Genomic DNA, 19,889 nt, shown 5'->3' with positions numbered 1-19,889 from the left:
TTTCGCGGGCAAGCCCGCTCCTACAGTACGCTATACTTCCGCTCTTTTTTCTGGAGCGACGTCATGTCCCTGCCAAGCCTGCGTCTCAAAGCCAACGCCGATCGTCGTTTGCGCAACGGCCACCTGTGGGTCTACAGCAACGAAATCGACGTGGCTGCCACCCCACTTCACGGCTTCCAGGCAGGTGACCAGGCCATTCTGGAAGCCGCCGGCGGCAAGACCCTGGGCATCGTGGCCATGAGCCCGAACAACCTGATCTGCGCGCGCCTGCTGTCGCGCGACATCAAGTTGCCCCTGGACAAGTCGCTGCTGGTACACCGCATCAACGTGGCCCTGTCGCTACGCGATCGTCTGTTCGACAAACCGTTCTACCGCCTGGTGTACGGCGACTCCGACCTGTTGCCAGGCCTGGTAGTCGACCGTTTCGGCGACATCCTGGTGGTGCAGATTGCCTCGGCGACCATGGAAGCGCATAAAGAAGACGTGATCGCGGCCCTGACCCAAGTGCTCAAGCCGAGCGGCATCCTGTTCAAGAACGACTCCGCCGCGCGCGACGCCGAAGGCCTCAACCGCTACGTCGAAACCGTGTTCGGCCTGGTGCCGGAGTGGGTTGCGCTGGAAGAAAACGGCGTAAAATTCGAAGCCCCGGTGATCCAGGGCCAGAAAACCGGCTGGTTCTATGACCACCGCATGAACCGCGCCCGCCTGGCCCCGTATGCCAAAGGCAAACGCGTACTCGACCTGTACAGCTACATCGGCGGCTGGGGCGTGCAAGCCGCGACCTTCGGCGCCAGTGAAGTGTTCTGCGTCGACGCTTCGGCCTTCGCCCTCGACGGCGTCGAGCGCAACGCTGCACTGAACGGCGTGGCCGAGAAAATGACCTGCATCGAAGGCGACGTCTTCGAAGCCCTCAAGGAGCTCAAAGCCAGCGAAGAACGCTTCGACGTGATCGTCGCCGACCCGCCGGCCTTCATCAAACGCAAAAAAGACATGAAAAACGGCGAAGGCGCCTACCGCCGCCTGAACGAGCAAGCCATGCGCCTGCTCAGCAAGGACGGCATCCTCGTCAGCGCGTCGTGCTCCATGCACCTGCCCGAAGACGACCTGCAGAACATCCTGCTGACCAGCGCTCGTCATCTGGACCGCAATATCCAGATGTTGGAACGTGGTGGCCAGGGCCCGGATCATCCGGTGCACCCGGCGATTGCCGAGACGCGGTATATCAAGAGCATTACGTGCCGGTTGTTGCCCAATAGCTAAGACGTGAATCCTCTGTAGGAGCGAGCTTGCTCGCGAAAAACTCATATACAACGCGGGCTACCTGATAGCGCTGCGTTATCGTTGACGTTCTTCGCGAGCAAGCTCGCTCCTACAAGTGAAGGTGCTTCATATCCAGATGGCATCCCATAGCGGGTACTGACCAATGTGCTCGACCAAACCAGCACGCAAAGGATTCGCGACGATATAGCGGTCCATTGCTTTCAAGTCCTCCTCACGACGCAATGCCCGATCGAAATAGCCTTTTTGCCAAAGCGTCCCGTAGGAACTCCTCGCACTGTTGATCGCGCGAGCACTTCGCGACTTGGTGATTCGCATCAACCTTGGCAAGTCGCCATTGTGCAATTCGACCAGCCAGTGAAAATGGTCAGGCATGACAACCCAGGCCAGCGAGGTCGCCTCACCGTCTTCCTGAGCTTTCCTGAATTCGCTGACGAGCAGGCGACCCGTGCGCCAGTCCTGAAAAATCACTTGTCGTTGGAAGGTAACAGCCGTGATCAGGTACACGCGGCCCGATTCTGAATAGCGCCCGATGCGTAGCCTGTGGGCATTTTGTTGCGTGGACATTCCGTCGTTCTCTTCTGTGATTGGAAGATCAACGGTAGGAGGCACAACATCTAAAGGCCTTTAAACAGTGGTTCTGAATATGTCTTGACTGTGTAGGAGCGAGCTTGCTCGCGAAGAACGCCAACGATAACGCAGCGCCCCCAGGTAACCTGCGTCGCCTATGCGTTTTTCGCGAGCAAGCTCGCTCCTACAGGAAGACGGTGTAGAATCGGCCCTATTCATCGCCAGTCATCCCCCGGCGGGTTTATGAGCTCAAGGCCCACGCAAGCGGCGATCCCGCGACGCGAGTGGCAACTTCCGGACACACGGCCATTTCTGATGTGTTCCAGTCGTTAATAGAAGCTCACTCCCCCTTTGATACTTGATTAGCCGCCCGGAGTGCTCCAATGCCTGATTACCGCTCGAAAACATCCACCCATGGCCGCAACATGGCCGGCGCCCGTGCTTTGTGGCGCGCCACGGGGATGAAAGATGACGACTTCAAGAAGCCGATCATTGCGATTTCCAACTCGTTCACCCAGTTCGTACCGGGCCATGTCCACCTCAAGGACCTGGGGCAACTGGTGGCGCGCGAGATCGAACGCGCTGGCGGCGTGGCAAAAGAATTCAACACCATTGCCGTAGATGACGGTATCGCCATGGGCCATGACGGCATGCTGTACTCCCTGCCGAGCCGCGAGATCATCGCCGACTCCGTGGAGTACATGGTCAACGCCCACTGCGCCGACGCCATCGTGTGCATCTCCAACTGCGACAAGATCACCCCCGGCATGCTGATGGCCGCCCTGCGCCTGAACATTCCGGTGATCTTCGTCTCCGGCGGCCCGATGGAAGCCGGCAAGACCAAGCTGGCCTCCCACGGCCTGGACCTGGTCGACGCCATGGTCATCGCCGCTGATTCCAGTGCGTCCGACGAGAAGGTCGCGGAATACGAGCGCAGCGCCTGCCCTACCTGTGGTTCGTGCTCCGGCATGTTCACCGCCAACTCGATGAACTGCCTGGTGGAAGCCCTGGGCCTGGCCTTGCCGGGCAACGGTTCCACACTGGCCACCCACAGCGACCGCGAGCAGTTGTTCCTGCAGGCCGGCCGTACCATCGTCGAGTTGTGCAAGCGTTACTACACCGACAACGATGAGTCGGTGTTGCCACGCAATATCGCCAACTTCAAGGCTTTCGAGAACGCCATGACCCTGGACATCGCCATGGGCGGTTCCACCAACACCATCCTGCACTTGCTGGCTGCCGCCCAGGAAGCCGAGATCGATTTCGACCTGCGCGACATCGACCGTCTGTCCCGCCATGTGCCGCAACTGTGCAAGGTCGCGCCGAACATCCAGAAGTACCACATGGAAGACGTGCACCGCGCCGGCGGGATCTTCTCGATCCTCGGTTCCCTGGCCCGTGGCGGCCTGTTGCATACCGACCTGCCGACCGTGCACAGCAAGAGCCTGGCCGAAGGTATCGCCAAGTGGGACATCACCCAGACTGACGACGAAGCCGTGCACACCTTCTTCAAGGCCGGCCCGGCGGGCATCCCGACCCAGACCGCGTTCAGCCAGTCGACTCGCTGGGAAACCCTGGACGACGACCGTGAAAACGGCTGCATCCGCAGTGTCGAACATGCCTACTCCCAAGAGGGCGGCCTGGCCGTGCTCTACGGCAACATCGCCCTCGACGGCTGTGTGGTCAAAACCGCCGGCGTCGACGAATCGATCCACGTATTCGAAGGCCGCGCCAAGATCTACGAAAGCCAGGACAGCTCGGTACGCGGGATCCTCGCCGACGAAGTGAAAGAAGGCGACATCGTGATCATCCGCTACGAAGGCCCGAAAGGTGGCCCGGGTATGCAGGAAATGCTGTATCCGACGTCCTATCTGAAGTCCAAGGGCCTGGGTAAAGCTTGCGCCCTGCTGACTGACGGCCGTTTCTCCGGCGGTACTTCGGGCCTGTCCATCGGCCACGCGTCCCCAGAAGCGGCGGCGGGCGGTGCAATTGGCCTGGTACAGGATGGCGACAAGGTGCTGATCGACATTCCGAACCGCTCGATCAACCTGTTGATCAGCGACGAAGAACTCGCGGCACGCCGGGTTGAGCAGGACAAGAAAGGTTGGAAGCCGGTTGAGAAGCGTCCACGTAAAGTGACGACCGCCTTGAAAGCTTATGCCCTACTGGCCACCAGTGCCGACAAGGGTGCCGTGCGTAACAAGGCGATGCTTGACGGTCTGTAAGCCGCGCCCATAAAAATGCCCCGCCAAGTGCGGGGCATTTTTTTGCCTGGAGCAATTATCCAAAACACTGCAAACCAAAAAGTGGGAGCTGGCTTGCCTGCGATAAGGGCGGCTCGGTCTTACTGGATGTCATCCGGCTTGACGATCACCCAGTTCTTGTCCGCCGTTACCGGCAACCCTTCCTTGGCCTGGGCCGCTGCGTGCTTGGCCATCATGCCGTTCAACTGGGTCATGTACTTGTCCTTGCGGTTGATCCACAAATGGATGCCGCCCTTGGCCACGTCCACATCGTGGAACAGCATGTAGCCGTCGCTGGTCGGTGTGTCGCCGCCCACCAGCACCGGTTTTTTCCATTCGTCGATGTAGGTGAGGATGGCCGCGTGCTTGCCGGCCATCCAAGTCGCCGGCGTCCACAAGTAAGGGGTCAACTCCAGGCCGAGGTTGGCTTTTTCGTCATACTTGCCGGCGGTGATTTGTTTGCGAGCAGTGGTCAACTCGCCGGTCTTGCGGTCCTTGAGCAGGGTGGTCACACCGATGACATTTTCGGGTTTGACGTTGTAGCCGTACTTCGGATCGGCGGCGACCATGCGCACCAGTTCCTCGGAAGCGGCGGTCATCACATACACCTCGATGCCATTTTCCATCAACTTGTTGAACAGCTCGGCCTGGCCAGTGAAGATTTTCGGCGGCTGGACCTCCATATTCTTCACCACATCGCCTTCGTAGTAGGTAACCGGCACCGGCTTGCCGGAGGCCATCAGCTCATCGACGTAGCCTTTGAGCTCCTTGAGGGTAAAGCCTGAAAACACCTGCGCCACCCACGGGTAGCAGACCATGTCGTCGACTTCGCACAGACGGTAGTAATAGCTGAACAGGCTTTCCTTGTGGTCGGCGGTGTCCTTGAAGGGCATCAGCTTCAGGGAAGGGTCAAGGCTGTCGCGGGTGATCAGGCCCTTGTTTTCCATGAAGGGCAGCAAGGACTCTTCGAGATCGTAGCGGTAACTGGTGTTGTCCATGTCGAACACCGCGAAGTTACCCTTGTTGGCATTGGCGGCGATCATCTCGTTCAGTTGCTTGGCGGCGGGGGCCGGCCAGTGTTTCAACTCGGTGGCGGCAAAGACCTGGCTGGCCAGGCCCAGGCACAGCGCGGCGGCAAACAACCTCGATGCGAGCTTCATGTGCGTTTTCTCCCTGAGTCAAAGAGATCAACGCTAACAAATATCGGGGACAAATATCGACCGGGCACGACCGCTTTTATCCTGATTCCGCCACGGGCATACGCCTGGACGTCATCCGCTTATTCCAAAAACGACAGAAATCATTCCATAACGGTATTAAATCAATATATTTCAAGCTGTTAGGATTTCTGGTTCGCAATCGTAGGTTAAAGCGATTGGCCGCCATTCACGGAGTTTCAATGAATCTGCCCCTGATTCTCAATTTGCTGGTGTTCGTAGGCCTGTTACTGGGCCTGGCACAAACTCGCCGTACTCACTGGAGCCTGGCCAAGAAAGTCTTGCTCGCCCTGGTGCTCGGCGTGATTTTCGGTGTGGCCCTGCATACCCTTTACGGTGCTGGCCACCCGGTACTCAAGGCCTCCATCAGTTGGTTCGACCTGGTAGGCAATGGTTATGTGCAGTTGCTGCAGATGATCGTGATCCCACTGGTGTTCGCCTCGATCCTCAGCGCCGTGGCCCGCCTGCATAACGCCTCGTCCCTGGGCAAGATCAGCTTCCTGACCATCGGTACGCTGCTGTTCACTACGGCCATTGCGGCACTGATCGGTATCGGCCTGACCAACCTGTTCGGCCTTACCGCCGAAGGCCTGGTGGCCGGCACCCAGGAAATGGCGCGCCTGCAAGTGATCCAGAACGATTACGCAGGCAAGGTTGCCGACCTGAATGTGCCGCAGTTGCTGCTATCGTTCATCCCGCAAAACCCGTTTGCCGACCTGGCCCGGGCCAAGCCGACGTCGATCATCAGTGTAGTGATCTTCGCTGCATTTTTGGGGGTTGCCGCGCTGCAACTGCTCAAGGATGACGTGGAAAAAGGCCAGAAAGTGCTCAACGCCATCGACACCCTGCAAGCCTGGGTGATGCGCCTGGTACGCCTGGTGATGAAGCTGACGCCGTACGGCGTATTGGCACTGATGACCAAAGTGGTAGCCGGTTCCAACCTGCAAGACATCATCAAGCTCGGCAGTTTCGTGGTGGTGTCGTACCTGGCCCTGGGGCTGATGTTTGTGGTCCACGGCCTGCTGCTGTCCCTGGCCGGGATCAACCCATTGCGGTTTTTCCGCAAGGTATGGCCGGTACTGACCTTTGCCTTCACCAGCCGCTCCAGCGCGGCGAGCATCCCGCTGAGCATTGAAGCGCAAACCCGTCGCCTGGGCATTCCGCAGTCCATCGCCAGCTTTGCCGCCTCGTTTGGCGCGACCATCGGCCAGAACGGCTGCGCCGGCCTGTACCCGGCAATGCTGGCGGTAATGGTCGCGCCAACCGTGGGCATCAACCCGCTGGACCCGCTGTGGATCGCGACACTGGTAGCCATTGTGACCTTGAGTTCGGCGGGTGTGGCGGGCGTTGGCGGCGGTGCGACCTTCGCCGCATTGATCGTGCTGCCGGCCATGGGCTTGCCGGTGTCACTGGTGGCGTTGCTGATTTCGGTAGAGCCGCTGATCGATATGGGCCGTACGGCGTTGAACGTCAATGGTTCGATGACGGCGGGGGCGATTACCAGCCAGATCATGCAGCAGACGGATAAAGAACGGCTGAATGCCGATGAGCATGCTGAATTAGCGCAAGCATGACCGTATGATCATTCCCACGCAGAGCGTGGGAATGATCCATAGCTTGCGGGCCTGATCGTTCCCACGCGGAACATGGGAACGATCTTATCCAGCGCTTACTTGCAGCTTATGGCTTACAGCTGCTTCTTTCCCAAACCTCGAAGTTGTACGCCGGCTTGTCACCCTGCGCCGGATTCTCCACATTCGACACCAGCGTCCACTGGTTCACATCAAACGGCGGAAACCACGCATCCCCTTCCGGGCTCAGCCCGACCCGCGTCAAATACAGGCGATCCGCCTGCTCCAAGCCTTGTGCATACAACTGTGCACCACCAATCAGCATCAGCTCATCGACGCCCTGCTCAGTCGCCCACTCTTGCGCCCGCTCCACCGCCGCACCGAGGGACGGAAAAACTTCCGCACCTTCCAGCACCAGGCCGGCCTGACGGCTGACCACGATATTCAAGCGACCCGGCAACGGTCGTCCCAGGGAATCCCAGGTCTTGCGCCCCATGATGATCGGCTTGCCCAACGTGGTGGCCTTGAAATACTTGAAATCCCCCGGCAAATGCCAGGGCATGCTGTTGTCGACGCCGATCACACGGTTTTCACCGAGGGCTGCAATCAGACTTAAAGGGAGAGATTTTTTCATGGCGACGAGAATACCAGAGCCGCGCTCGGCATACCCCAACCTGCGCTCCAGCGGTTATGCTCTAACCCTACGTTATCAACAGGACGGCGTGTGACTGCACTGAACCCCCTGCAAAAACTCTGGCTGACAGAAACTGTGCGCCTGCGTGAAGAACACGCGGGCCCCCTGGAGGATCAGGAAGCCAATCGCCTGGCCCGCAGCACTGGCGGCGACTTGCCCACGCGTATTCAAAACCGTGCGCTATGGCTGGCCGAGCGCGATGGCCTGAGCAACGCCTTGGGCCACTGGTTGCAAGGGGCACGACTGGCATTGATCCTGTTGGCAGTGCTTGCCATCGTCAGCGGTGCCGGCCTGGCCTTTGCGGCGCTGGGTAACGGCCTGACTCCGGTCAATGTGTTCTGGGCCCTGGGCAGTCTGCTGGGCCTGAACCTGATTCTGCTATTGAGTTGGGCTTCAGGCCTGCTGTTCGCCGGCGAGCACAGCGCCAGCCTTGGCCGCCTGTGGTTGTGGCTCAGTGAAAAACTCGCCCGCGACGCCAAGGCCGCGCAACTGGCACCGGCACTTCTGTTATTGCTGCAACGCCAAAAACTCAATCGCTGGGCCGTCGGCATCCTGGTCAACAGCCTGTGGTTACTCGCCCTGCTCAGCGCGATGGTGATTCTGCTGGCGCTACTGGCCACCCGGCGCTACGGCTTTGTCTGGGAAACCACCATTCTGGGCGCCGATACGTTCGTCAACGTGACCCAGGCCCTTGGCGCCCTACCCGCCTTGCTGGGCTTCGACGTCCCCACCACCTTGATGATCCGCACCAGCGGCGACTCGGCACTGAATATCGAAAGCGCCCGCCAGGCCTGGGCCGCCTGGCTGGTGGGGGTGTTGCTGGTCTATGGCATCCTGCCACGACTGGTCCTCGCCCTGCTGTGCCTGTGGCGCTGGAAACGTGGGCGTGCCGCCTTGCATCTGGACCTCAACCTGCCCGGCTACAGCCAGTTGCGCGAACACCTGATGCCCAGCAGCGAGCGCCTCGGCGTCAACGATGCTGCGCCCGAACAACTGCATCGGGTTGAGGGCGGCGCCAGCGAGCTGCAAAGCGACGGCGCGTTGCTGGTAGCCATCGAGCTGGACGACCAGCACCCCTGGCCGCCAAAACTGCCGGCCAGCGTCAAGGACGCCGGTATCCTCGACAGCCGCGAATCGCGCAACAAACTGCTGGAGCAATTGACCCGCTTCCCGCCTGCGCGCCTGGCTATCGCCTGCGACCCACGCCGTTCGCCGGATCGCGGCAGCCTGGCGCTGATTGCTGAACTGGCCCGCAGCGCCACAGCCACCCGGGTCTGGCTGCTGCAAGCGCCGATGGGGCAAACATTGGACGCGGAGCGACTCGGCGATTGGCATAGCGCCTTGCAACAACTTGAACTGCCGTTCGCCGATTACGCGCCACTGAACTGGCTGGAGACCGGTCATGACTAAACCGCTGAAGCTCGCCGTGGTCGGCCACACCAACGTCGGCAAGACCTCGCTGTTGCGCACCCTGACCCGGGACGTCGGTTTTGGCGAAGTCTCCCATCGCCCCAGCACCACCCGACATGTCGAAGGCGCGCGCCTGTCAGTTGACGGCGAAGCCCTGCTGGAGCTCTACGACACCCCTGGCCTGGAAGACGCTATCACCCTGCTCGACTATCTGGAACGCCTGGACCGTCCCGGTGAGCGCCTCGACGGCCCGGCAAGACTCGCGCGTTTCCTGGAAGGCAGCGAAGCTCGCCAGCGTTTCGAACAGGAAGCCAAGGTGCTGCGCCAGTTGCTGGCCTCGGATGCCGGCCTCTACGTGATCGACGCTCGTGAACCGGTGCTGGCCAAGTATCGCGACGAACTGCAAGTACTGGCCAGTTGCGGCAAGCCGTTGCTGCCAGTGCTCAACTTTGTCAGCAGCAGTGACCACCGCGAGCCGGACTGGCGCGAGGCCCTGGCCCGTCTTGGCCTGCATGCCCTGGTGCGCTTCGACAGCGTGGCGCCACCGGAAGACGGCGAGCGCCGGCTCTATGAAAGCCTCGCCCTGCTGCTGGAAAACGCGCGGCCCCAGCTGGAACGCTTGATCCTTGACCAGGAAGACCAACGCCAAGCCCGCCAGCAAAGCGCCGCGCGATTGATCGCCGAGCTGCTGGTCGACTGCGCTGCCTGCCGCCGCAATGTGCTCACCGAGGATGAACAGCAAGCCATCAGCGATTTGCGCAAAGCCGTACGCCAGCGCGAACAGAGCTGTGTGGAAGCCCTGCTCAAGTTGTTCGGCTTCCGTCCGCAAGACGCCGCCGCCAGTGATTTGCCGTTGATGGACGGGCGCTGGGGCGATGACTTGTTCAACCCCGAAACCCTCAAGCAACTCGGTGTGCGCGTCGGTGGCGGGATCGCCGCAGGCGCGGCCGCGGGTGCCGGCGTGGACTTGTTAGTGGGTGGGTTGACCCTAGGCGCCGCCGCCCTGGCTGGCGCAATTGCCGGTGGCGCTCTGCAAACCGCGCGCAGCTACGGCAGCCGTCTGCTGGGCAAGATCAAGGGCCAACGCGAATTGACCGTGGACGACAGCGTGCTGCGCCTGCTCGCCCTGCGCCAACGCCAGTTGCTCAAGGCCCTGAACCTGCGCGGCCACGCGGCGATGCACAGCATCAAGGTCGAGACTCCCCAGGACAAGACCTGGCGCGAAGGCAAGCTGCCAGAGGCGCTACACAAAGCCCGCGCCCATCCGCAATGGTCGTCCCTCAACCCCCACGCCAAACTGAGCCAGGCCGAGCGTCAGGAGCAGATCGAAGCCTTGGCTCAGCGCCTGGACGAAACCTGAGCTGCCAGTAACTGCCGGGCCTTGACCTTCAACACGTCAAGATCCAGCACCGGCACCTGCATTTCCTTGGCCTGTTCATCCCAATAGCGCATGCGCAGGCTGATGTCACACAACGGGTCCTGCTCGAAAGCCCGTGCCTCTTCTGCCGTCATGACCCCACCCTGATAACCCAGGGTACGACGACTGGCTTCACTCAAGCGGGCGTAATAGTCCGGCTGGCTGAAGGTCAGGTAACGCTTGGCTTGCACGTGGTATTCCACCAGTTTGGCCATGCGCTCGCTGAAACCCGCACGGCGTAAATAGTCCGCCCCCAGCCGTTCATGGCTGACCACACCGTAGCCGCCCATGCTCTCCTCGCCCTGGCCGCACAGATGCCCGATATCGTGAAAGAACGCCGCCAGTACCACCTCGTCATCGAAGCCTTCAGCCATCGCAAGCTGCGCGGCCTGGGACATGTGCTCGATCTGCGACACCGGTTCACCAATGTAATCGGCACCACCCTGCTGTTCGTATAAACCGAACACTTGCGCAATGACCTGATCAGGATTCATGCAGCCTCTCCCCACAACGCCGTGATATTTTGCTCTGCCATCGCCGGCCCGACGCTCATGCCCACGCCCGTGTGCATCAACGCCACGCTCACCCCGGGCGCGGCCCTCAGGAAAGAAAACGGCCCCGGCCCCCGGGAACCGTAGACACCCTGCCAACGCTCCAGCACTTGTATCTTACAACCCAGGGTCTGTTCGGCCAGCTCGATCATCCAATTGTCCACCTGCTCGTCGTTGAAGGGTGAAGGATCGCTGCCGTAGTGATGGGAATCACCGATGATCAACTCGCCATAAGGCGTGGGGCTGATCAACAAGTGGATGCCGTTTGCGTGCAGGTGCGGCGCGTCCCGCAGGATTTGCGCCTGCACCAGCGCCGCCTCCGGCAAATCGGCAAAGGCGCCGTAGTGCACGCAACTCAAGCCTGTCAGCAGCGCGTGCTGCAGGTTCAAATCCACTTCAGAGCGTGCGCGGAGCATTTGCAGGTGGCAGATCTGCGGATTCAATCGGCCAATGTGCTCGGACAACAATGTTTGGTAGTCGTGACCGGAACAGACAATGATCTGCTCGCCACGAAAGCGCCCGGCCGTGCTGTGCAATTGGCCTGGTTCGATGTCCCACACCAGAGTGGAAAAGTGAAACTCCACCTTGAGCTCCCGGCTCAAGTAGCTGATCAGTGCCGGGATGGCCTCGCGGGAATACACCTGTTGATCGTCCAGGCCGTGGAGCGCAGCACGATGATGGCGGAATTGGCCGCCGTACAGGTCGTTCATTGCCGCGCCCTGTAGCAACTCGACGTGATAACCGTGCTCCTGCGCACGGCCGGCACAAAAGGCTTCTAGCAGGTGCTCTTCCGCTTCGTTGCGGGCGAACAGATAGGAGCCATCACGCTTGAGTTGCAAGCCCGCAAGCTGGGCCCATTGAGCCCAGATATCGCGGCTTTCACGGGCCAGCTCGAGCATGGTTCCAGGCGGCTGGCCGGTAACCAGGGCCTGGCCAAAGTTGCGCACCGAGGCGCCCAAAGGTGTAGAACTGCGCTCGAACACTTTGACCTTGAGGCCACGCTTGGCTGCGGCGTAGGCGTGGGACAGGCCAAGGATACCGGCGCCGATGATCAGTAAGTCGCTGTGGTTATTCACTCATACCTCTCGTTCCCACGCTCGGGGGTTACTGTTTTTCCGACTTGCCGTCATAGCGCTTGCGCCATTCAGTCAGGATGCTGTCGCGGTTTTTCGATGCCCAGGCGAAGTCGTTCTTGATCAGCCGTTGCTCGTAGTCGGCCGGCAGTTCAGTCTGCGGCTTGGCGATGCCTGGCTGTGCCAGGACAGCAAAGTTTTCCTTGTAGAGTTCCATCGCGGCGGGGCTTGCGGAGAAGTCGGCCAGTTTCTTTGCCGCCTCCTCGTGGGCGGTGCCCTTGATCACGGCGGTGGCTTCGATGTCCCAGCCCAGGCCTTCTTTAGGCAGGACGATATCCAGCGGCGCACCCTGGCGTTTGAGCTGCACGGCTGGGTATTCAAAGGAAATGCCGATCGGGAATTCACCGGATGCTGCCAGCTTGCACGGCTTGGAGCCGGAATGAACGTACTGGCCGATGTTCTGGTGCAGGTCGTCCATGTACTGCCAGCCCTGCTTCTCGCCGAAGGTCTGCAACCAGGCGCTGACATCGAGAAAACCGGTGCCAGACGACGCCGGGTTCGGCATGACGATCTTGCCCTTGTATTCAGGTTTGGTCAGGTCTTGCCAGCTTACCGGCTTGCTCAGGCCCTGCTTTTCGGCCTCAATGGTGTTGAAGCAGATAGTCGCGGCCCAAACGTCCATGCCAACCCAGGCGGGTGGGTTGGCAGCGTCGCGGTAATTCACGCCGATCTTGCCCAGGTCTTTCGGAGCGTAGGTTTGCAGCATGCCTTGCTGGTCGAGGATCGCCAGGCTGGAAGCGGCCAGACCCCAGACGGCATCGGCTTGCGGGCGGGCTTTCTCGGCCAAAAGCTTGGCGGTGATGATCCCGGTGGAATCACGCACCCATTTGATTTCCACGTCCGGGTTGGCCTTTTCGAAGGCCTGCTTGTAAGTCTTCAATTGCTCGGCTTCGAGGGCCGTGTAAACAGTCAACTCGGTTTTAGCGGCAACTGCATTCAGGCTGAACGCAGTGAGCACAGCAGCGGCCAGCGCCAGGGGCTTGAACATGGTGCACCTCCTTACTATGGATGATTTATTGGCCGGGCGCGGTTTGGCGCCAGGCCTGAGAGCGGCGCAACAAGCCGCGTGAGGCCCACGCCAGCAGCAAAGACACGCCCGCCGAGGTGAACAGAATCAGGGTCGACATGGCCGCCGCGCCGCCGACATTGCCGGCATCGTCCATATTCAGCACCGCCACTGCCGCAAGGATGGTGTCGGGGCTATAGAGGAAGATCGCTGCCGAGACAGTGGTCATCGCCGAGACGAACAGGTAGCGCACGATGTCCAGCAGCGCCGGCAGGCAAATCGGCACGGTGACCCGCAAGTAGTGGCGGTACAACGGCGCCTTGAGGGACAGCGCGGCGGCTTCGAATTCAGCGTCCAACTGGCGCAGGGCTGTAGTGGCAGTCATCTGCGCGGTGGTCAAATAGTGCGCAATGGTGCACACCACCAGCAGAGTCATGGTCCCGTACAACACATGCAACGGGTTGCCGTTGAGGTTGAAAAAGAACACATAGCCCAGGCCCAGTACCAAGCCAGGTACCGCCATCGGTACGAAACTGAGCATTCGCAGCGCCAGGTTCAGGCCGCGTTGCCCCTTGGTTTTTTCCATCAGGTAGGCACCGGTAAAGATCAGCACACTGCCGATCAACGCCGTGCACAAGGCCATGCTCAAGCTGTTGCGATAGGCCAGCCAGCCACCGCCCGCCGTGTCGTTGAACTGATAGTGGTTCAGCGACAGCGACAGGTTGTAGGGCCAGAACTTCACCACCGATGAGTAGATGGCCATGCCAAACACCAGCAACAGCACCGCACAGATCAGCAAGACAATGGCCAGGTAGCAACCATCGCGCAGCCGCGATGGCGCAGGCGTGAACACTTGGGCGCGGCCACTCATGGAGTCGCCATGTCGGCGGCGCAGCCAGGCATCAACACCAAAGCTGAACAGCGCCGGCAGCAGCAAGACCATGCCAATCAAGGCGCCTCGGCCAAATTGCTGTTGGCCAACCACCGCCTTGTAGGCTTCCAGGGCCAACACTTGGTAATCACCACCAACCACCACGGGTACGCCGAAGTCGGTAATGGTCAGGGTGAACACCAGGCAGAACGCAGCGAATACAGCTTGGCGAGTAGCCGGCCAGGTGATGCTGCGAAAGGCCCGGGCAGGGCTGGCGCCCATGCTTGAGGCCGCGTCGAACAACCGGGCATCCGCCAGGGACAGCGCCGATAACAGAATCATCAGCGCATGGGGGAAGGTGTAGATCACTTCACCGAGGACAATCCCCCAGAAGCCATAGATGTTGTCCGACAGCAAGCCACGCAGCATGCCCTGATTGCCGAACAGGTAAACCAGGGCAATGCCCGGCAGCATTGAGGGCGCCATCAACGGCAGCAGCGACATCCCACGCCAAATGGCCTTGCCGGGAATCAACGTGCGTTGCAAGGCGTAGGCAAACAGGTAAGCCAGCGGTACGACGATAGCGGCAACACTGAGAGACACCTTAAGACTATTGCCCAGCAACCAATGGAAATTATCGCTGGTTACCATTTCCCTGGCGGCCACCAGGCCACCACCTTGCCCCGCTTCGGAGCTGAAGCCTCGCCAGAAGATGGCCAATAGCGGTAGCAATACCGCGATACCCAGCAGGCACAACCACAACAGCTTGCCGCCAACCACGAAAAGGCTGTCGCCGAGTTCGGCACGGGAGGCCTGGCGAGTCTGTTTATCGGGTATTGGCAGCGTCATGTCAGCGGCCATATCAGGCAAACACCTGCAGGCTGCGGGGCGGCAGCGCGACCCAGATGTCCTGGGCGCCCAGCCGTGGCATGGCTTCCGGCGTCAGTTCGGCCAGCAGCGGATGGCCGGGCAACTGGTCCAGCTCGAAGCTCATGCGGCAGCGATTGCCAAGGAAGGTAATTTCGCGGACTTTGGCCCGGAACAGGTTTTCTTCATGCACCGGCGGGTTGACGCTGATCGCTTCCGGACGACAAAACAGACGCCCCGACGCCGCCTTGCCACAGTCATCGGCCAGGCGCAGGCTCATTCCGCCGACCTGGGCGTGGCTTTCACTGTTGCGGCTGAAGGGCAACCAATTGCCTTGGCCGACAAACTCGGCAACGAACGGTGTCGCCGGGCGATCATAGATTTCCTGAGGCGTGGCGTACTGCTCGACCTTGCCGTTGTTCATCACGGCAATGCGGTCAGCCATCAACATGGCCTCGTCCTGGTTGTGAGTGACCATCAAGGTGGTGATACCCAGGCGCCGTTGCAGTTGGCGCAACTCAGTACACAGGTGCTCGCGAACCCGGGCGTCGAGGGCAGACATCGGTTCGTCCAGCAACAACAGTGAAGGTGCCGGCGCCAGGGCACGTGCCAGGGCGACCCGTTGCTGCTGGCCGCCGGAAAGCTGGCTGGGGTATTTTTTTTCGCTACCGCTCAGGCCCACCAGTTCCAGCATTTGCCCGACCCGCTGGCGCACTTCGTCGCGGTCGTTGCCGGCCAGGCCGTAGCCGATGTTGGCTTCGACAGTGAGGTTGGGAAACAAGGCGTAGGACTGGAACAGAATGCCGTAGTCCCGCGCCTGGGGTGCCAGCCGGGAAACATCACGATTGCCCAGGTACAACTCGCCGCTGTCCTGGTGCTCCAGGCCGGCGATGCAACGCAGCAAGGTAGTCTTGCCACACCCCGACGGGCCCAGCAGGCACACCAATTCGCCGGCGGCGACGTCCAGGGAGACGTTGTCCAGGGCGGTAAAGGCGCCAAAGCGCTTCTGGATACCGCGCACCTTCATCGGCGCGCCGGGGTTGGTCAGGGCTGTGTTCATGGAGGCACCTCATCAAACTGATGAAGGCCATGCTAAGCAGGCAATGCGTCCCTGTTGTGGCAGAAAGGCAAAACCCAGCGATAGTGGTATTGATGGATTTGGGTAGGATTGCTCCCACGCTCTGCGTCAAGACTTTAAGAGCGGACGCGGAACGTCCAGGGAGGCGTTCCCACGCGGAGCGTGGGAACGATCAAGTTCAGAGGGGTGACATTTCCTGTGCTAGCCCGAGAAACGCCGCTGGCAAACGCGCGCCTTTACGCTCTTTGAGGCAATACAAATACTCAGGAATCTGCGGCGCATTTTCGATGGTCAATACCCGTAGCTGCGGGTCATGGGGCACTTCCTGGCGAGCGATGATGCTGATGCCGATATTGCGCAGCACCGCCTCGCGGATCGACTCCCGGCTGCCAATCTCCAGCAGCGGCCCGTAGCTCACGCCGGCGCCCTTGAGCATTTCTTCGGTCAGCCGCCGCGTGGTTGAACCGGCTTCACGCATCAACAATGTGTGCCCCGCCAAGGCGTTCAGCGGAACATGCTCCAGTACCGCCAACGGATGCTGGCGATGCACCGCCAGTACCAATGGGTCGGTGCCCAATACGCGGCGAATCAGCCGAGGGTCCTCCAGCAACTGCGACGAGACGGCGACGTCCACCCGATAGTCTTCCAGCGCTTGCAGTACCTGCTGGGAGTTGCCGATTTCCACCGACACCTCGACTTGCGGCAGACGTTCGCGAAAGGCTTTGACCAGGTCGAGGATGTAATACGGCGCCGTTGCCGCAATGCGCAACGCGCCCTGGACCTGGCCGCTATTGCGCAAGAAAAACTCGATATCGCTTTCCTGCTGCAACAACGCCTTGACCATCGGCAGCAGCCGCGCACCTTCATCGCTGACAGTAAGACGGCGACCGCCGCGGTAGAACAACTCCACTGAGTACTGGCTTTCCAGATGGCGGATCTGCGTAGTTACCGTGGGTTGGCTCAAGCCGAGTTTTTTCGCCGCCTGGGTAATGCTGCCCAGGCGGGCGACCATGTAAAACGCCTTCAGCTCGGCACTCAGCACACCACCCTCTCATCGACTATTTGCGCAACAGACGCAGACCATTGAATACCACCAGCAGGCTCACGCCCATGTCGGCAAACACCGCCATCCACATGGTGGCCATGCCCAGGAACGTGACCACGAGGAAGATCGCCTTAATCACCAGCGCCAGGGCGATGTTTTGCTTGAGGATACTCGACGTTTGCCGCGACAGACGAATGAATGCCGGAATCTTGCGCAGGTCATCGTCCATCAGCGCCACGTCGGCGGTCTCGATGGCGGTGTCGGTACCCGCCGCAGCCATGGCAAAGCCGATTTCGGCGCGGGCCAGGGCCGGGGCGTCGTTGATGCCGTCGCCGACCATGCCGACCCGGTGGCCTTGGCCGTAGAGGGCTTCGATGGCTTGCAGTTTGTCGGTGGGCAGCAAGTCGCCCTGAGCCTGGTCGATACCCACCTGGGCGGCAATCGCCTGGGCAGTATGGGTGTTGTCGCCGGTAAGCATCAGGGTCTTGATGCCCAATTCATGCAGTTGCTGGATGGCCTCGCGGCTGCTGTCTTTCACCGTATCGGCCACGGCGAACAGTGCCAGCGGGCCGGACTTGTCCAGCAACAGGACCACGGATTTGCCTTGTTTTTCCAGGGCAAAGAGTTTTTCTTCGAGGGCTGGCGAGCATAAGTTCAGCTCCTCCACCAGGCGGTGGTTGCCCAAGTAATAGGTTTCGCCGTTGATCTCGCCACGCACGCCGCGACCGGTCAAGGCCTCGAAGTTTTCCACAGCATGGACGGGCAGGTTTTTATCCACAGCCGCATTGGCGATCGCCAGGGACACCGGGTGGTCGGAACGCCCCGCCAGGCTGGCGGCCAGCGCCGGGGCGCGGTCTTCGACGTTGGGGAACAGCGCCAGGTAATCGGTTTGCACCGGTTTGCCGTGGGTGAGGGTGCCGGTCTTGTCCAGTGCCAGGTAGTCAAGCTTGTAACCACCCTCCAGGTACACGCCGCCCTTGATCAGGATGCCTTTGCGGGCAGCGGCGGCTAGGCCGCTGACGATGGTCACCGGGGTGGAAATCACCAGCGCACAAGGGCAGGCGACCACCAGCAGCACCAACGCACGGTAGACCCAGTCAAACCACACGCCGCCCATGAACAGTGGCGCAATCAGCGCCACGCCCAAGGCAAAGAGAAACACTACCGGGGTGTAGACCTTGGCGAACGTGTCGACAAAACGCTGGGTCGGTGCACGGGCGCCTTGGGCCTGTTCTACGGCATGGATGATCCGCGCCAGGGTGGAGTTGTTGGCAGCAGCGGTGACTTTGTATTCCAGGGAGCCCGCCTGGTTAATGGTGCCGGCAAAGACTTTGTCGCCCACGGTTTTTTCAATCGGCAGGCTTTCACCGGTGATCGGTGCCTGGTCGATGGTCGATTGGCCGGAAGTGACTTCACCGTCCAGGCCAATACGCTCGCCGGGGCGAACCCGCACGATGGCGTCCAACTCGATGCTTTTCACTTCCTGTTCGACCCAGGCTCCATCAGCCTGGCGGACCGTGGCCTGCTCCGGCGTCATCTGCATCAAGCCGCTGATGGCATTGCGTGCGCGATCAAGGGACTTGGCTTCGATCAACTCGGCCAGGGTAAACAGAAACATCACCATGGCCGCTTCCGGCCACTGCCCGATCAGAATCGCCCCCGTCACGGCGATACTCATCAGCGCGTTAATGTTGAGGTTGAGGTTTTTCAGGGCAATCCAGCCCTTTTTATAAGTGGTAAGGCCGCCGCTGAGGATCGACACCAATGCCACCACCGCAATCACCCAGTTCGGAGCAGCGCTGGTGAAGTGCAACACTTCGGCGCCCAGGGCCGCGACACCGGACACGGCCAGCGGCCACCAGTGTTTCTTGACAGGAGGGGCGGCGGGGGCAACACCTTCTTCGATAGGATCAGCCTGCATGCCCAAGGATTTGATGGCATCGACGATCGGCGCCGTGGTCGGCAGGTCGTGAGTCACGCCGAGAATGCGATTGATCAGGTTGAATTCCAGTTGTTGCACGCCGGCCAACTTGCCCAGTTTGTTCTGGATCAGCGTTTGCTCGGTGGGGCAGTCCATGGCTTCAATGCGGAAGGTGCTCAGCCGCGAACCGGCGGTGGACGCCCCGCTCAGCGCCACCCGTACAGGCGCAGCCGAGCTGGAACAGCAAGAGCTACCATGGCTGGCGTGAGCATGCTTTTGCACTGGCTTGAGCTTGGCGTCGTGATCGTGATCGTGATCGTGATCGTGATCGTGATCGTGATCGTGATCGTGGCCAGCATGGTCCTTGTTTCGGGTATGAAGGGAGTCGCTCATTGGTCGCGTCCGTAAAGGTGCCTGTTGCCAAGTAAAGACCCTGTAGCCACTATAGGGTCAAGCACCCTTTTGGAGATTGCTGCGATGAAGATCGGGGAATTGGCAAAACTGACGGATTGCCAAGTGGAAACCATCCGTTATTACGAGAAAGAAGGCTTGCTGCCGCTACCTGCACGCAGCGAGGGCAATTACCGTTTGTACACCCAGGCCCACACCGAGCGGCTGACCTTCATCCGCAATTGCCGCAGCCTGGACATGACCCTGGAAGAAATCCGTAGCTTGCTGGGTTTGCGCGACAGCCCCCAGGATCAGTGCGAAAGCGTGAATGCCTTGATTGATGAGCACATCCACCACGTCAAGGCACGGATTGATGGGTTGTTGGCATTGCAGGAGCAGTTACTCGACCTGCGCCAGCGCTGTGGCGAAGGGCCGGGAATTGATCAGTGCGCGATTTTGCAGCGACTGGAAGTCAGCGGAGGGGTAACGGCGAGTGAAGCTGAGCCTTCCCATGTGGGCAGAAGCCACGGGCATTGATCAAACCTGCGCAAGGCTTTTTAGCCGCAGCCCCGAGGTACGAGGCTGCGATGCGTGTCCGCAGGACCGCAAGGGGCGGCTACGCAGCCC

General features: G+C 60.6%; 16 protein-coding genes. 6 read left to right on the top strand and 10 right to left on the bottom strand.

Annotated elements, in window-relative coordinates; genetic code table 11:
• Positions 1-63 precede the first annotated feature (63 nt).
• A complete protein-coding gene (locus tag GIR22_RS04625; protein ID WP_154742175.1) occupies positions 64-1,260 on the top strand; it encodes a class I SAM-dependent rRNA methyltransferase in 1,197 nt (398 codons plus the stop codon).
• 126 nt (positions 1,261-1,386) lie between these two features.
• On the opposite strand, the gene GIR22_RS04620 is transcribed toward GIR22_RS04625, so the two are convergent.
• Positions 1,387-1,845: an REP-associated tyrosine transposase gene (locus tag GIR22_RS04620; RefSeq protein WP_154742174.1), complete on the bottom strand. Its 459-nt coding sequence runs from the start codon at positions 1,843-1,845 to the stop codon at positions 1,387-1,389.
• Between the two features lie 386 nt (positions 1,846-2,231).
• Here GIR22_RS04620 and ilvD point away from each other — a divergent pair, with 386 nt between their 5' ends.
• Positions 2,232-4,073 carry a dihydroxy-acid dehydratase gene (ilvD, locus tag GIR22_RS04615; protein WP_154742173.1) on the top strand — a complete coding sequence of 614 codons (1,842 nt, stop codon included), beginning with the start codon at positions 2,232-2,234 and terminating at the stop codon, positions 4,071-4,073.
• Between the two features lie 119 nt (positions 4,074-4,192).
• Here the strand turns inward: ilvD and GIR22_RS04610 are convergent, their stop codons facing one another.
• Positions 4,193-5,251, bottom strand: a complete 1,059-nt coding sequence (locus GIR22_RS04610) for an HAD family hydrolase (protein WP_154742172.1) — start codon at positions 5,249-5,251, stop codon at positions 4,193-4,195.
• A gap of 239 nt (positions 5,252-5,490) precedes the next feature.
• Here GIR22_RS04610 and GIR22_RS04605 point away from each other — a divergent pair, with 239 nt between their 5' ends.
• Positions 5,491-6,882: an L-cystine transporter gene (locus GIR22_RS04605; protein ID WP_154742171.1), complete on the top strand. Its 1,392-nt coding sequence runs from the start codon at positions 5,491-5,493 to the stop codon at positions 6,880-6,882.
• 106 nt (positions 6,883-6,988) lie between these two features.
• Here the strand turns inward: GIR22_RS04605 and GIR22_RS04600 are convergent, their stop codons facing one another.
• Positions 6,989-7,513 (bottom strand): dihydrofolate reductase, encoded by a 525-nt coding sequence (locus GIR22_RS04600; protein WP_154742170.1) that lies wholly within the window; start codon positions 7,511-7,513, stop codon positions 6,989-6,991.
• Positions 7,514-7,603: 90 nt separating this feature from the next.
• Here GIR22_RS04600 and GIR22_RS04595 point away from each other — a divergent pair, with 90 nt between their 5' ends.
• Together GIR22_RS04595 and GIR22_RS04590 are read left to right on the top strand one after the other, a co-directional pair.
• Positions 7,604-8,983, top strand: coding sequence for a DUF2868 domain-containing protein (locus GIR22_RS04595; RefSeq protein WP_178122087.1), 1,380 nt, complete (start codon positions 7,604-7,606; stop codon positions 8,981-8,983).
• Positions 8,976-10,343: a DUF3482 domain-containing protein gene (locus GIR22_RS04590; protein WP_154742169.1), complete on the top strand. Its 1,368-nt coding sequence runs from the start codon at positions 8,976-8,978 to the stop codon at positions 10,341-10,343. Before GIR22_RS04595 ends, GIR22_RS04590 begins: the two co-directional genes overlap by 8 nt.
• Here GIR22_RS04590 and GIR22_RS04585 read toward each other — a convergent pair.
• The 7 genes from GIR22_RS04585 to GIR22_RS04555 all read right to left on the bottom strand — a co-directional run bounded on the left by GIR22_RS04585 (position 10,322) and on the right by GIR22_RS04555 (position 19,265).
• Entirely contained in the window at positions 10,322-10,894 is a 573-nt protein-coding gene (locus tag GIR22_RS04585) for a phosphonate degradation HD-domain oxygenase (RefSeq protein ID WP_154742168.1), read from the bottom strand. The genes GIR22_RS04590 and GIR22_RS04585 overlap by 22 nt on opposite strands.
• Positions 10,891-12,027, bottom strand: coding sequence for a TIGR03364 family FAD-dependent oxidoreductase (locus GIR22_RS04580; protein ID WP_178122086.1), 1,137 nt, complete (start codon positions 12,025-12,027; stop codon positions 10,891-10,893). The genes GIR22_RS04585 and GIR22_RS04580 overlap by 4 nt, the downstream gene beginning before the upstream one ends.
• A gap of 28 nt (positions 12,028-12,055) precedes the next feature.
• Positions 12,056-13,072 carry a putative 2-aminoethylphosphonate ABC transporter substrate-binding protein gene (locus tag GIR22_RS04575; protein ID WP_154742167.1) on the bottom strand — a complete coding sequence of 339 codons (1,017 nt, stop codon included), beginning with the start codon at positions 13,070-13,072 and terminating at the stop codon, positions 12,056-12,058.
• Positions 13,073-13,097: 25 nt separating this feature from the next.
• Positions 13,098-14,822 (bottom strand): putative 2-aminoethylphosphonate ABC transporter permease subunit, encoded by a 1,725-nt coding sequence (locus GIR22_RS04570; protein ID WP_154742166.1) that lies wholly within the window; start codon positions 14,820-14,822, stop codon positions 13,098-13,100.
• Between the two features lies 1 nt (position 14,823).
• Positions 14,824-15,888, bottom strand: a complete 1,065-nt coding sequence (locus GIR22_RS04565; protein WP_154742165.1) for a putative 2-aminoethylphosphonate ABC transporter ATP-binding protein — start codon at positions 15,886-15,888, stop codon at positions 14,824-14,826.
• Positions 15,889-16,084: 196 nt separating this feature from the next.
• Entirely contained in the window at positions 16,085-16,948 is an 864-nt protein-coding gene (locus GIR22_RS04560) for a LysR substrate-binding domain-containing protein (RefSeq protein WP_178122085.1), read from the bottom strand.
• Between the two features lie 16 nt (positions 16,949-16,964).
• Positions 16,965-19,265, bottom strand: a complete 2,301-nt coding sequence (locus GIR22_RS04555; RefSeq protein ID WP_154742163.1) for a heavy metal translocating P-type ATPase — start codon at positions 19,263-19,265, stop codon at positions 16,965-16,967.
• Between the two features lie 84 nt (positions 19,266-19,349).
• Between GIR22_RS04555 and cadR the strand changes: the two genes are divergently transcribed.
• The gene (gene cadR, locus GIR22_RS04550) at positions 19,350-19,799 is read left to right on the top strand and encodes a Cd(II)/Pb(II)-responsive transcriptional regulator (protein WP_154742162.1); all 450 of its coding nucleotides are present in this window, start codon (positions 19,350-19,352) and stop codon (positions 19,797-19,799) included.
• Positions 19,800-19,889 lie beyond the last annotated feature (90 nt).

The sequence above is a fragment of the Pseudomonas karstica genome (assembly GCF_009707515.1).
GTDB classification, from domain to species: domain Bacteria; phylum Pseudomonadota; class Gammaproteobacteria; order Pseudomonadales; family Pseudomonadaceae; genus Aquipseudomonas; species Aquipseudomonas karstica.
This window is presented reverse-complemented; position numbering and strand designations above follow the sequence as displayed.